This window comes from Photobacterium sp. S4TG1, from assembly GCF_036040035.1.
GTDB lineage: Bacteria > Pseudomonadota > Gammaproteobacteria > Enterobacterales > Vibrionaceae > Photobacterium.
In genome coordinates, this window is sequence record NZ_JAYXUH010000015.1 from 42,007 (window position 1) to 55,578 (window position 13,572).

Consider the following 13,572-nt stretch of genomic DNA (forward strand, 5'->3'; position numbering starts at 1 on the left):
TTTTTTACGACAGTTGGAATAGAGAATTAATCTTTAACCCATTGATCATTTACTTTTTTCAGTGATACCGTTTCATTTACAGTATCAACAGTTTGTCCTGCCTTGAAATCACCGTATTTAGCACTAAATGCAACAACCATTACTTCAGCTGCAAGGTTGTTCTTTAATGAATGTAGCGCAGATGTCATGTCATCTTTTGTAGTATCGGCTGTCGTATCTGTTGCTGGCGCTTGTGGTTTTTCAGCAATCGCTTTCATTGAGCTCTTAAATTCATCTAGGCTCTTATTCGCAACCAAGTCGTAACTTACTTCTGCTTTATAGTCTGTTTTAGTATCAAGTAATACTTTAGTAATCTTGAGGTTTTTTACTTCAAAAGGCGTAGTTTTTGCCGTAATACCTAGATTAGGTTGTTCATATTGACTTGTTTGAACAACATCAGTAATTGTGGACTCGTCAACTTTATCACTACAACCTGCTAAAAATAGTGTTGACGCGATAGCTGCAGCTAAAACAAATTTTTTCATTAATAATGCTCTTTACTTGTAAGAGATACCCAGTACAACGTATTGAACTGGCGTCTATTTATATTATACGTTACATCCAGTTTTACATATGGACAAGTAACGGCAGTGATTAATTGCTTAATGCTAGTACTTATTATACTAACATTTCAAAATTGAACAATGTTTTATATTTAAAACAGATACAGCTTATTTTGCGATACCGCCTTGAGTGAGTTTTTTAGGATCGAGTAATGATTCAAGTTCAGCGCGACTTAACTCCGTCTCTTGTTCGGCAACATCAATAATAGGACGTTGTTCTTTATAGGCTTTTTTTGCAATAGCTGCCGCTTTTAAATAACCAATAACAGGGTTTAAGGCGGTGATAAGAATTGGGTTTTTACTCAGAGCTTGTTTGAGTTGTTCATCACGAACAGTGAAGGTCATTATTGCTTTGTCTGCTAATTGAACAGCTGTGGTTGCTAATAAACTTATGCTTTGCAGTAAATTATAAGTAATAATCGGCAGCATTACATTGAGCTGGAAGTTACCTGATTGACCCGCGACTGTAATTGTTGCGTCATTACCAATCACTTGCGCTGCTACCATTGCAGCAGCCTCTGGAATCACGGGGTTTACTTTGCCAGGCATAATTGATGAACCAGGTTGTAAAGGTTCTAATTCAATTTCACCTAAGCCTGCGAGTGGGCCTGAATTCATCCACCGAAGATCATTGGAAATTTTCATTATTGCCACAGCAAGAGTTTTTAATTGGCCAGACAAAGCAACAACAGCATCTTGGCTGCTCATACTATAAAAGAAATTGCTGCTGGTCGTAAAAGGAACGGCAGTTGCGATTGCTATATTTTTAGTAAAAATAGCTGCAAAATGTGGATGAGTGTTGATGCCTGTTCCAACAGCTGTGCCGCCTTGCGCCAGTGCAGACACAGTATCTAGTGCTTGTTCAATACCACCTCGCGCGTGTTCAATTTGGCTTTGCCATCCACCTAATTCTTGCCCTAGTGTAATTGGCATCGCATCCATTAAATGCGTGCGACCTGTTTTTACACAATCACTAAATTGCTGACTTTTTTGTTCTAATACTTGCTCTAAATATTTTAATGCGGGTAAGAGTTGTTGGTGGCAGGTGACTGCGGCGCTAACTTGAATCGCTGTTGGAACCGCATCATTACTACTTTGACCACGGTTAACGTCATCATTGGGACTTACTGTAATACCTAGTTGTTGTGAGGCTAGAGTCGCAATTACCTCATTAACATTCATATTTGAACTGGTGCCCGAGCCTGTTTGAAATACGTCGATAGGAAATTGGTTTAAGTAAGCACCGTCAATAATTAGTTGGCAGCTGTCAATAATGGCATGCGCAGTTTTATCATCAATCAATTGTAGTTCAAGATTCGTTCGTGCTGCGGCCTGTTTAACATAGGCAAGAGCCTGAATAAAAGCATCTGGCATGGTTAAATCGCTGAAGACGAAGTTGTTGATAGCACGTTGTGTTTGCGCTTGGTATAACGACTCTTGTGGTACTTCAACGTCACCCATGCTATCCGTTTCGATACGATATGATTCTGACATAATATTATCCTTTAAATTGCTGATGCTCCATAATGGTAATGCATGCAAATTTGACACTAACGTTACCTATTACCATAAGCAGATAAGTTATTATAGGCCACTGTTTGGGCGGATTTTTATTGATATCATAGTTTGCGAATACACTGCTATTGTTTTTAGTTGTGGATGCTTTTTATGGTGTTTTCACTACGACATATAATAATAAATAAGCGATTAGAATTACTGGTGCAATTCTTGCTTTAAAATAAGAGAGATAATGTTGATATGCTCAAGGCTAACTTTAGCAATAATGCTATTTAAGGGGGGACAAATGATCAGAAATATTAAAGTGTTATTTATTAGTACTAGTATGTGTTGTTTATTACAAAGCTATATTGCCCATGCAGATCCTGTCGATACTAGTGCGGTTAACATGCTAAGTGTACCGAGCGCAATGAAACAACTTGAATCTAATGGTTATTATGATTTTAGAATGATAAAAATTGAACGAAAGCATAATGAAATTGCAGTAAAAGCACGGAACAAGGTCGGTGAGTCAGTTGAGTTAGAAATGGATTTATATTCTGGTGTTATTTTACATGAGAAAGTATATGGGGAAGGGACGCCATAGTGATAGTGTGCCTTTATGTTAGAGAATTGTGATAACTCACAAATACCACTATTAGATAATGGGCGCTTTGTATGTGTAATAAAGTATGCAATGGATAAGTAATGGCGATGGTCGTTACTTATCCATTGATATGCTACTCGTCGTCATTAAATATTCGGCCTTCTAGGGAGTATGGGTCGTTTTCATCGTATAAATTATGATGACCGCGAATACGCTTGAGTGTCTTTTCAAGGGTTCTAGCTTGTTCAAAATGACCTTCTTGGTAGGCAATAGATATTTTTTGTTCCATATCTTCAATTCTATCTTGGTTGTTCATTTTAATCCTCCCATTGAGTGACTATTCAATACTACCCTTATTATTTTATACCAAAATGTAAAACAATGAATTGTTACAAAATAAGTGCGTATTTATTGTGCTTTTTTTGAGTGAGTATCCATTTTCGCCTATTTTATTTAGATTTATAACTTCGTGTTTATTTGTTAATCAAATGATATGTTTATGTGTTAATGTTGTGTTATAAATAAAGGTAAATGTAGTTGTTAGCATGAGTATGGCCGCTGAAAACGCTAACAGTGCTTTTATTATTGCGCTTTCCTCTTTTGCTAATGTTACGCAAACATGCGTAAATTTTTAGTAAGCCCGACTTCTTTCGGGCTTTTTATTGCTTGACTTTTACTGTTAACACACGCTGTCGCCATCATTTGCTGCGATATAGATTTGCTGCTTTTTCTTATTCTTCTGCCGTGCCTCGTGCAATACATCAATGGCCTGTTGCAATACTGTTACGGCTGTTTGTTCAGTATTTGCATAACAGATCCCCGCACTAACACTGACTTTGATGGTTTTTTTTCGTGGTTTTTTAATTTTTGCAGCTGTTTGTTCCGGTTGAGGTTCGATCATAATAGGGGTTAATGTGTGTTTTTCTGCACTAATTATTTGTTGTACCTGTTCTATTATTGCCTGACAGTCTGCTATTTTTTTTTGCTCAAAAATCATAATAAATTGCTGCGATGCAAAATAGAGATGTGGTGATAGCTGACTCTGTTCTATTAAGAGGGCAGCAATAGAGCGATGTATATCGTTAATAGCTGAGGATTGATGTTTATTAATGATGGTGGTTGGATTATCGATATCCAATACCGCAACCGTACAGTCATGGTGCAGCTGGGGAAGTGCTTGCGTAAGGGCACGGTGATCAGCTAATTGAGTAAGAGGATCGCGAAAACTTTGTTGGTAGTGACTATAGCCAAGATCAATTAACAGAAATACAGCGCATAGAATAAAAGCACTACTTGATATAAGTGGGTAATGGAAAAAAATAAAAGTGGTGGTTGCTAATAGGGTGCATACAAAAATATGACGGTCTATGCGACGATGATATTTAACGGCTAATGCTCCCGCTCCACAACATACTGCAAGATTAAAAATAATTAAAATTAACGGCAGTGATGAAATGTTGTGATAGGTAAAAAGATGGATCTGCTGCCAATTTTCAAAATCAGCTTGATATAAATAGCTGATAGTTGCGCCAATGCTATATTGAATCATCATCAGTAATAATAATGCAGCGGTACCAATAGAGAGTAACTTTGGTAGGGTTATAAAACGCAATAATAGAAGATTAAGTGGTAATAATGTTGCGAGTAGACAAAAAATTAATTTAGTGTTGGCATTGGCTAATGACGTTTGTAACCAATATAGAATAACGCTATATGCCACTAACATAATGATAGCAATAAACCCACTCTGTGCTTGAGGGTGTTTATAACTGCTAATAATAACGATACTTAATAATATAAAGGGAAGGTTAACCCATACTGATGAATGGCTCACCACAAAAGGGGAGAATAATGGGTAACAAGTAACCATGAGTGCAGTGATAAGCAAGGGCATGATGAAACGTGAATTGGGTGATCGTAGACGAAACAATGACAACATTTAACAATGAGCCCTATGAAGAAGATGTTATGGGCTATTAAGATAACAAATAAATAGCGACAATAATTGAATATTGTCGCTATTTTATGACTTCAACGTTTAAGGCTATAACGTTAAGAAAAAGCGACCTATTTTTTGATTAGATAAGGAAACAATTGACGCATTTGTTCGGGGGTTAAATTTTCAACGCACTCGATATTACGGTCAGGAATGGCTTCTGGATTAGGGTAGTGTTTAATCACTTTAGCCATGCTTTCTTCACGGATAAGGTGAAATACTGGGTAGGGTGAACGGTTAGTGAGATTTTCTGCATCATCAGGTTCTGCACCATAGAAGCAGTAATCAGGGTGGAAACTGGCAATTTGGTAGGTGCCACTTTTACCTAGTTGAACGACTAACCCTTCAACAAGATCGAGAAATTGATTATAGTCATCAAATTCTTCAAATAAGTAGGGCGCAACCACTAGAATCGTTTCAAGTGTTTCTGCTGGTGTTTCATCTAATTCTTTGAACTGCATATAAATAGTTTCAAGCAGATCGTTTTCGTTTTTGTCTTCACTGACAAATATTTTAATTTGTTTATTGCGATTAGGTTTTGCAGCAAAAGGACATAAATTGAGGCCGATCACGACATCTTCAAGCCATTGTTTTACTTGTTGCTCGATCAGTTGACGTTGTTCTGACGTGTTGTTTTTTTTGTTATCGCTTGCTGGAGTATGGTTTGACATTGAGAGCTGACTTCTATGAATTATTTATATTGGAATAATAGTGTGAAAGGTGTAAAAAAGGCCAGCATTCACTGGCCTTTTATATTGCGATAAAGCCGATTTACATCGTTATGCTTTTTCTGGTGCGTCTGTCGTTTGTTCCGGCACAGGTGTTACTTCTGGTGCTGGGTACTGTTGTACTGGCTTAGCGACTAATTGACGTGTTGCTGCGCGAACTTCCGCTAGTTTCACATCAAAAGTATCACCTAGTTGGTATTCTTTAACACCATCAATGTTGATAATGCCAAGTTCACCGCTACATACAATACGCTCTTTGTTATCAACAATTAGCGACCCAGGAATAAAGGCTGCTGCGCCATTTTCAAGTAGGCGTACACGCATACCCGCACGGTTAATATCAAAGATTTCAGCTTTAAAGATCGTTTCGTTCTTCACTGCATCTTTAAGTAAACGGACGTATAGCCAATCAGACACGTCACGTTCCGCCATGCGATGATGACGACGGTGATTAGCGATTTCATCACCCACATTATCATCAGGCTTTTGCGTTGGTTCATTGCCTGTGATCAATGCCTTAAGTAAGCGATGATTGATCATATCACCGTATTTACGAATCGGTGATGTCCATGTTGCGTAAACATCCAGACCCATTGCATAGTGAGGTGCTGGTACATTAGCAACTTCACTGTATGCTTGGAATTTACGTAAACGGTTATCAAGATAGGTGCTATCTAGTGTATTTAACCAACGACGTAATGCACTAAAACCTTCTAAAGTAACAATTTCTTCTTTAGTAAATGGGGCTTCAGCATTAGTGATGAACTCCATTGCAGCATCAAGTTTTTCTTGATTGAAGCCGCTATGAACGTTAAACACACCTGTTGCAAATTTCTCTTGTAAAGCACGTCCTGCACAAATGTTGGCGGTGATCATTGCTTCTTCGATCATACGGTTTGCAATACGACGTAAGTCAGTGTGAATAGCAACAACATCGTTATCTTCACTTAACTCAAAACGGTAATCGGGACGATCTGGGAATACTACCGCATTTGCCATGCGCCAATCCGAACGTAACGTTGCAAAACCTTGTAGAGCAACGATTTGCTGTTCTATAACTGCGTTTGGTGTCCAGTTATCACAATGGCCATTTTCAAGGAAATCAGACACATTGTTGTAAGATAAACGGCCTTGAGATTTGATCCACGCGCCAAAGAAAGAAATATCGTCTTGAATAACACCCGTATTATCGATAGAAACACGGCAGCATAAAACTGGGCGTTTTTCATTTTCGATAAGCGAGCATAATTCATCACTTAACTCACGTGGCAGCATTGGAATATTACGGCCTGGAAGATAAATGGTAAATCCACGCTCACGTGCTTCATCATCCATCTTATCGCCAACGGCAATGTAAGACGTAGGATCCGCAATCGCGATGGTGATTTCATAGCTACCGTCATCTTTAGCGACAGTATACAAAGCATCATCCATGTCTTTAGTTGATTCACCATCAATAGTAATGAAAGGTAAATCAGTTAAGTCTTGGCGTTCAATGCCTTCATCTAACATGGTCCAGCTTTCTTGCGGAGCTGGCTCTGCATTAGGTAGCTGGTGGCGAGCAAGCGTAACCCACCATGGTGCAATCTTGTCATTACTGTCAGTGATTTTTTGGTTCACTTCGCAGAAAAACGGTTGATTATCACCAGCAAGAGGGTGGCGAGTAAGCTCAGCAACAACCCAATCACCTTCTTTTAGTGTTTCTGGGTTAAGGCCTTTTGCTGCACGTGCCTTAATCGCTTCTTTTAATTGAGGGTGATCAGGTACAACGTGTAAGCGATTACGAATGAGTTTTACACGGCCAATAAAGCGTGTAATTGCTTGTTCAACAAGTTCTTGTGGTTCAGCAACTTCGCGATCCTTTTCGGTACGAAGAACGGCGATAACACGGTCACCGTGCATAACGTTTTTCATATATACCGGTGGAATAAAGATGCTTTCTTTGTTATCAGTTTCTAGAAAGCCAAAGCTACGATCTGTGGCTTTGATATAACCTTCCTTCTTAGGAAGTGTTTCTTGGATTTGCTTTTTTAGCTGTGCTAACAGCGGGTTATCTTGAAACATTATGTCTGGTCTCAGATTATCGACACAGACACTATACGTTTTTGGTCATATAAAACCAAGATTTGACTGTTTTAATTTTCATCTTGTCTTATGATTGATCATATAATCAATGGGTTATGATTTTTATTTTGCATTTTGTGTCATAAAGTAAATATTTAATGACAACATATGATGATAAATATAAATAATAAAGAAAAGATCAATTAGAAACAGAAAATAACCTTAAAATGGTATATCTGGATTTTTTACGTTTTGGTAGCACTAAATTCACATAAATCAATGTTATTTTCTCTATTTAAAATCAATATAAAACATAAGCTTAATTGTCTTTTTTTGTAAAGATGATCACTCAGGGTAAAAAATCAAAAAAAACACTAATATAAAGAAGGAACAAAAAAAGCAGCAATATAAAAACACTAAGAAAAGATTACTCTAATCTAATATGAAAATTAACTTTAATAGATTAAGTTTGACGGCGGTGTTAACTATTGCTCGTATTTTCAACAACATAGTTAATTGGTAATCGATGAAAAGTTCTGAAATGTTTATCAGGCGTACTATTTGTTCAATAAATGGTTGTTTGTGAGTTATTTTGTGACGTTGTTCAATTTTTTCTGGCTTTTTATCAAGTATTAGCCCACAATACGCCCCCTATTAGTCGAGGCCCGTGCTAGTGGTTGCTGTTGCAGAACCCTCTGTAGCAAAGGGGCCCCGTTTTTAAGTTGATCATATATTGGGATCCCAATGCAAGAAACTGTTACAGAATTTCGCCAATTAGATTTGGCCGACACGCTTTTATCCGCACTAGACTCTATGGGTTTCGTATCGCCTACACCTATCCAGGCGGCGTCAATACCTCTACTTTTAACAGGTACGGATGCGCTTGGTAAAGCACAGACTGGTACTGGTAAAACAGCAGCGTTTTCGTTGCCTGTACTGAACAAAGTAAATCTTTCTCAGCATAAGCCACAAGCTATTGTTATGGCTCCAACACGTGAGCTTGCAATTCAGGTTGCTGCAGAAATCAAAGTACTTGGTCAAAATATCAAAGGCCTTAAGGTTCTTGAAATTTACGGCGGTGCTTCAATCGTTGATCAAATGCGTGCACTAAAAAATGGTGCTCACATTGTTGTTGGTACTCCAGGTCGTGTTAAAGACCTTATTTCACGTAAGCAACTTCACCTAGACGAAGTATCTACTTTCGTTCTTGATGAAGCTGATGAAATGCTAAAAATGGGTTTCGTTGACGACGTTACTTGGATCATGGAACAAGCACCAGAAACTGCACAACGTGTACTTTTCTCTGCAACTATGCCTCCAATCGTTAAAGAAATCGTTGACCGTTTCTTACGTGAACCAGCACGTATTGACGTTGCAGGTGAGAACCGCACAGTATCTCAAGTATCTCAACAATTTTGGGTTGTTAAAGGCGTAGAGAAAGACGAAGCAATGAGCCGTCTTCTTGAAACTGAAGATACTGATGCATCAATCGTATTCGTTCGTACTCGTCAAGATACTGAGCGTCTAGCTGATTGGTTATCTTCTCGTGGCTTTAAAGCTGCGGCACTTCACGGTGATATTCCTCAGTCGCTACGTGAGCGTACTGTTGACCATATCAAACGTGGCGTGATCGATATTCTAGTTGCAACTGACGTTGTTGCTCGTGGCCTTGATGTTGCACGAATCACACACGTATTCAACTACGATATCCCATTTGATGTTGAGTCATACATCCACCGTATCGGCCGTACTGGTCGTGCTGGACGTGAAGGTAAAGCGATCCTATTGGTTCGTACTAACCAAATTCGCATGCTACGTACTATCGAGCGTGTTACTAAGTCTCGTATGGAAGAAATCCAACTTCCTCTACGTGATCTAGTTGCTGCATCTCGTCTAAACCGTTTAGGTGAAGAACTAGCTGCACAGAAAGAACAAACAAATGTTGATGCATTCGTTGAACTAGTAGCAAAACTACAAGAATCAATCGATGTTGATGCAGCAACACTAGCAGCAATGCTTCTTCAACGCCAACAAGGTAACCGTCCTTTATTCTATAAAGGTCCGGACCCAATGATCGCAGCTATCGAGCGTGAATCACAACGTCGTGAGCGTCGTGGTGATCGTGATGACCGTGGTAGTGATCGTCGTGGTGACCGTCCTGATCGTGGCGAACGTCGCGGTGAGCGTGGTGGTGAGCGTGGCGAACGTCGCACTTTCAACAGCGCTGATTGGGATACTTACCAATTACAAGTTGGCCGTGAGCAAGGCGTTCAAGTTAAAGATATCGTTGGCGCAATTGCAAACGAACTTGGCTTAAGCAAAGAGTTCATCGGTGCAATTAAACTTGCTCCTTCACATACTTTTGTTCAACTTCCTAAGAAGATGACAGCAGAAGTTGCAGCACAACTGAAGAAACTACGTATTCGCCAGAATGACGTTAAAGCAGTTGTTGTTGAAGGTGAAGTACTACGTGAACATCGTCCACGTACTGGTAATCGCGACGGTAACCGTGGCGGTGAGCGTACTGGTCATCGTGGTAGCCGTGACGGCAACCGTGGCGGCGAGCGTGGTGGCGAGCGTCGTTTCGATCGCAACCGTGGCAACGACACCCGTGGTGGCTACCGTGGCAACCGTGATGGTGCAGCAGCACGTCCAGCGGGCGACCGTAAGCCACGTACTGACGCTTAATTTGCGCTAGCGTAATAAAAAAAGCCAGACGAAAGTCTGGCTTTTTTATGTCTTTTTTTTTGAGGGTATCAACTTACATTACGGCTAAGGTTAATGTCTGCGACGCGTTTTAATAGATACTCTTTAAAATTAGCACAGCGGGCTGGCATGTATTTTCTAGGTTTGTAATATAAGCTCAGTTCAAACTCACTGCTAATATAGTCATTAAGCACTGATACTAAATTGTTTTGTTGTAAATCTTCTTGAATCAAACTATAAGGTAAATACGCAATTCCTCCGCCAGAAAGTGCAATACTTTTTAAAATTTCACTGTCATCAACTTCGACGGTACGTGAAATCTGTACTGAGTTATATTCCCCATCTTGCTCAAAAATCCAACGATTCCCACCAACAAGCGTGGTCGCAAATAAGCATAAATGATTTTTTAAATCGTTAGGAATAACGGGTTGCCCATAACGCGTAATATAAGCGGGGGAGCAACATGCTTTTAGCGGTTCACGGAATAGTGTTCGCTTTACTAATAAACTGTCTTTATCTTGAAAACCACGGTAAGTCGCATTCGCGCGTATCGCAAAATCAACTTCATGCACATTATCGACTTCAAAAGCTGTTTCAATCACGACAAAATTAATGTTGGGATTATCACTGACGTATTCACCAATAATGACACTTAAATAATGCTTGGCAAACAATGGGGTACAGGCAACTTTTATGGTGCCACTATCTTCTTGGCTGAGGGTTTGTATTTCATTAAGTACATCGGTGATCTGATTATTTATTTGTGTAAAACGTTGAAATAAGTGTTGCCCAGCCTGAGTAACAGAAATTTTGCGTGTGGTTCGTTTCACCAGACTGATGCCCATCATTTCTTCAAGTTCAGTGATCCAACGGCTTCCTGCTGATGCTGAAATACCATATTGCTTAGCAGCCTCGGTAACTGATTGACATCGTACAACATGAAGAAAAAAGATGATTTTATCTAGCATTACTTTCTCTGTATCAAATGGATTAATTAGTATTAATGCGTAATGATTAGAGTACACTGATACGCTACTGGTTGCACTTTGTGGTGGTGAGATTTGGTTGCAATATCTCATTTTTGCAATTGTGTCTTGTGATATTAGGTCTAATGTTCTCGCTAGAGTTATCTAGAATAAAGATTAAGCACTTAGTTTTACTTCGTGTAATAGGATGATAATAAATACAAAGAGGGGAAAAATATGTTAGCAGGTAAAGTATGTCTTGTAACTGGTGGGGCTCAAGGAATTGGCCGTTGTATTGTTGAAACGTTTGCACGTCAAAATGCAACGCGTGTTATTGCTTGTGATATGAATATGGGCATGATGGCGGATCTAGAACAACAGTTTTCAAATGTGACCGCTTTAGAGCTTAACGTGTGTGATCGGCAAGGGGTTGCAGATGCTATAAAGCAACTAACAGAACAATACGGACATATTGATGTTTTAGTGAATAATGCTGGCATCACGCGTGATAATTTAATCGACAAAATGACAGAGGCTGACTGGGACCTCGTCATGGATGTGAATCTCAAAGGTGTTTTTAATATGACCCAAGCGATTGCACCGACGATGATACAGGCAGGCAGTGGTTCAATTATAACTATGTCATCAGTGGTGGGAACCGACGGTAATATAGGTCAAACTAACTATGCAGCGACCAAAGCGGGTGTAATTGCAATGACAAAGTCATGGGCAAAAGAGTTTGCGCGTAAAGGTGCACAAGTACGTGCAAATTGTATTGCTCCTGGGTTTATAGAAACACCAATGACCATTGATTTACCTGAAAAAGTGATTGATCATATGAAATCAAAAACGCCATTAAAGCGAATGGGTAAAGCACAAGATATTGCAAACTGTGCATTATTTTTAGCAAGTAAACAATCAGGCTTTATTACGGGACAGGTATTAAAAGTTGATGGTGGGTTAGTTATTTAGTGATTAATTATGATTAAGGTTGTTTTAAAACCATTGTATCTATTGATTATGAATATCAATAGATGCAATGTTTTTTATATTTATTAAGTGAGTGGTATGGCTATATAAACATCATTTTTATCAATATATCTGTATTTATGTTAGCTTACTGTCAAATAAGTATGTTTTTGAAATAAAAGTGAAGGTTTAACTAAAAAAAGCGTTAAAATGCTAGTAGCGTAAATTGCACTTACTGGTTATGTCATAATGTTATTTTCATCAGCTACACTATGGTTTATAAGTATTGCTTGTGTCCCATTATCAGTCACCTTTTTTTTATGTTCACTTAAGCAAAAAAACCTTTGGTGGAATATAACAACTCTCGCGTTCGTTTTTATTGCCTGTGGTCTGATTGTTGTGCAGCAATATGAAGATTATGCTCGTTTTACTGACTGCATAAGAAAAGGTTTTAACTACAATGCATTTTCGGCTGAATGCAGTGTGGGTATTCAATATATAAAATAAACACTATTTGCCTAGCCCATTCCTTTGAGCATGAAATTATTATTAATTTACGGTTTAACACATACTAGCAACAATAACCTGAGTTGAATGAAATAAGCCGTAAATAGGCATACCTAAACGTAAGGTTTCATCCATCAAGTCTTGATTATCAACGAACGCACAAATACTGATTTCATCGGTTAAGCTTATTGTGATTTCGGTTGATTGTTTATCTTGTTTCATTGCCGTAAGTGTACCGAGCAATTGGTTATCAAACCGATCTCGCTTTCCATGAATAAGATTGTCTTCGCTACACACCGTAATTGCAGGCCCCTTGATTAATGCCACCACATCTTTATTGGGCTTAAGATGTAAGCGTAGAGTGCTGCCATGTGTGATGGTTGCTTGAATCTGGTGCTGGTCGGTGATCGCAATAGTGACGACGTCATATAAGTCATGGGTTTCTATAGCGCTAATATGGCCAAATAATTGATTACGTGCGCTGGTTTGTAATGAAAAGCGACTCATGACACCGAGTAGGCTATCAAGTGGTGCATTCTCATCATTAAGTGCTTGTAAGCCCATATCTTGAATTTTATTCAACAGATCATACATTTGGATAAGACGTTGACCAAATCGCGTCAGTGTTGCGCCACCGCCGCCTTTACCGCCTTTCTCACAGTTAACTAATGGCTGTTCGTTGCTAGTGTTCATATCTTTAATTGCATCAGAAGCCGCTTTATAGCTAATACCTGCTAATTTAGCACCTTGGCTAATTGAGCCGGTTACATCAATGGCTTTTAATAGTGCGATACGGCGAGGATTGGCAAACATTTTATTATTCATTTGCAGTGTTGCAATAGCGGTAAGATTCATAGTCTTATTCTTATTCTTATTAGGTGTTTTTTCTATGTTATCGCATTTTGTGACAGATTTTAAATCTAATAATAGT

Annotated in this window: 11 protein-coding genes; 3 read left to right on the forward strand and 8 right to left on the reverse strand. The window is 38.9% G+C overall.

Annotated elements, in window-relative coordinates; translation table 11 throughout:
* Window positions 1–26: 26 nt before the first annotated feature.
* A complete protein-coding gene (locus VXS03_RS15590) occupies window positions 27–524 on the reverse strand; it encodes a hypothetical protein (protein WP_327764814.1) in 498 nt (165 codons plus the stop codon).
* A 186-nt stretch (window positions 525–710) separates the two neighbouring features.
* Entirely contained in the window at window positions 711–2,096 is a 1,386-nt protein-coding gene (locus VXS03_RS15595; protein ID WP_327764815.1) for a class II fumarate hydratase, read from the reverse strand.
* 310 nt (window positions 2,097–2,406) lie between these two features.
* Between VXS03_RS15595 and VXS03_RS15600 the strand changes: the two genes are divergently transcribed.
* Window positions 2,407–2,706, forward strand: coding sequence for a PepSY domain-containing protein (locus VXS03_RS15600; protein ID WP_327764816.1), 300 nt, complete (start codon window positions 2,407–2,409; stop codon window positions 2,704–2,706).
* Window positions 2,707–2,839: 133 nt separating this feature from the next.
* Here the strand turns inward: VXS03_RS15600 and VXS03_RS15605 are convergent, their stop codons facing one another.
* The 4 genes from VXS03_RS15605 to VXS03_RS15620 form a co-directional block, all read right to left on the reverse strand.
* Window positions 2,840–3,022: a hypothetical protein gene (locus VXS03_RS15605; RefSeq protein WP_327764817.1), complete on the reverse strand. Its 183-nt coding sequence runs from the start codon at window positions 3,020–3,022 to the stop codon at window positions 2,840–2,842.
* Window positions 3,023–3,385: 363 nt separating this feature from the next.
* On the reverse strand, window positions 3,386–4,645 hold the full coding sequence (locus VXS03_RS15610) for a GGDEF domain-containing protein (protein WP_327764819.1): 1,260 nt from the start codon (window positions 4,643–4,645) through the stop codon (window positions 3,386–3,388).
* A 128-nt stretch (window positions 4,646–4,773) separates the two neighbouring features.
* Complete coding sequence (locus VXS03_RS15615; RefSeq protein ID WP_327764820.1) at window positions 4,774–5,373, reverse strand: DUF1415 domain-containing protein; 600 nt, start codon at window positions 5,371–5,373, stop codon at window positions 4,774–4,776.
* A gap of 108 nt (window positions 5,374–5,481) precedes the next feature.
* Window positions 5,482–7,494: an exoribonuclease II gene (locus VXS03_RS15620; protein ID WP_327764821.1), complete on the reverse strand. Its 2,013-nt coding sequence runs from the start codon at window positions 7,492–7,494 to the stop codon at window positions 5,482–5,484.
* Window positions 7,495–8,238: 744 nt separating this feature from the next.
* On the opposite strand from VXS03_RS15620, the gene VXS03_RS15625 reads away from it, so the two are divergent.
* Entirely contained in the window at window positions 8,239–10,182 is a 1,944-nt protein-coding gene (locus VXS03_RS15625) for a DEAD/DEAH box helicase (RefSeq protein ID WP_327764823.1), read from the forward strand.
* A gap of 68 nt (window positions 10,183–10,250) precedes the next feature.
* Here the strand turns inward: VXS03_RS15625 and VXS03_RS15630 are convergent, their stop codons facing one another.
* Window positions 10,251–11,168 carry a LysR family transcriptional regulator gene (locus tag VXS03_RS15630; RefSeq protein WP_327764825.1) on the reverse strand — a complete coding sequence of 306 codons (918 nt, stop codon included), beginning with the start codon at window positions 11,166–11,168 and terminating at the stop codon, window positions 10,251–10,253.
* A 234-nt stretch (window positions 11,169–11,402) separates the two neighbouring features.
* On the opposite strand from VXS03_RS15630, the gene VXS03_RS15635 reads away from it, so the two are divergent.
* Window positions 11,403–12,137 (forward strand): beta-ketoacyl-ACP reductase, encoded by a 735-nt coding sequence (locus tag VXS03_RS15635; protein ID WP_327764827.1) that lies wholly within the window; start codon window positions 11,403–11,405, stop codon window positions 12,135–12,137.
* Window positions 12,138–12,695: 558 nt separating this feature from the next.
* On the opposite strand, the gene VXS03_RS15640 is transcribed toward VXS03_RS15635, so the two are convergent.
* The gene (locus VXS03_RS15640) at window positions 12,696–13,496 is read right to left on the reverse strand and encodes a TOBE domain-containing protein (RefSeq protein ID WP_327764829.1); all 801 of its coding nucleotides are present in this window, start codon (window positions 13,494–13,496) and stop codon (window positions 12,696–12,698) included.
* Between the last annotated feature and the right edge of the window lie 76 nt (window positions 13,497–13,572).

Excerpts from the sequence above, each read along its gene's own strand:
- VXS03_RS15590 (WP_327764814.1), bottom strand. The coding sequence starts at position 524 with ATGAAAAAATTTGTTTTAGCTGCAGCTATCGCGTCAACACTATTTTTA.
- VXS03_RS15595 (WP_327764815.1), bottom strand. The coding sequence starts at position 2,096 with ATGTCAGAATCATATCGTATCGAAACGGATAGCATGGGTGACGTTGAA.
- VXS03_RS15600 (WP_327764816.1), top strand. The coding sequence starts at position 2,407 with ATGATCAGAAATATTAAAGTGTTATTTATTAGTACTAGTATGTGTTGT.
- VXS03_RS15605 (WP_327764817.1), bottom strand. The coding sequence starts at position 3,022 with ATGAACAACCAAGATAGAATTGAAGATATGGAACAAAAAATATCTATT.
- VXS03_RS15610 (WP_327764819.1), bottom strand. The coding sequence starts at position 4,645 with ATGTTGTCATTGTTTCGTCTACGATCACCCAATTCACGTTTCATCATG.
- VXS03_RS15615 (WP_327764820.1), bottom strand. The coding sequence starts at position 5,373 with ATGTCAAACCATACTCCAGCAAGCGATAACAAAAAAAACAACACGTCA.
- VXS03_RS15620 (WP_327764821.1), bottom strand. The coding sequence starts at position 7,494 with ATGTTTCAAGATAACCCGCTGTTAGCACAGCTAAAAAAGCAAATCCAA.
- VXS03_RS15625 (WP_327764823.1), top strand. The coding sequence starts at position 8,239 with ATGCAAGAAACTGTTACAGAATTTCGCCAATTAGATTTGGCCGACACG.
- VXS03_RS15630 (WP_327764825.1), bottom strand. The coding sequence starts at position 11,168 with ATGCTAGATAAAATCATCTTTTTTCTTCATGTTGTACGATGTCAATCA.
- VXS03_RS15635 (WP_327764827.1), top strand. The coding sequence starts at position 11,403 with ATGTTAGCAGGTAAAGTATGTCTTGTAACTGGTGGGGCTCAAGGAATT.
- VXS03_RS15640 (WP_327764829.1), bottom strand. The coding sequence starts at position 13,496 with ATGAATCTTACCGCTATTGCAACACTGCAAATGAATAATAAAATGTTT.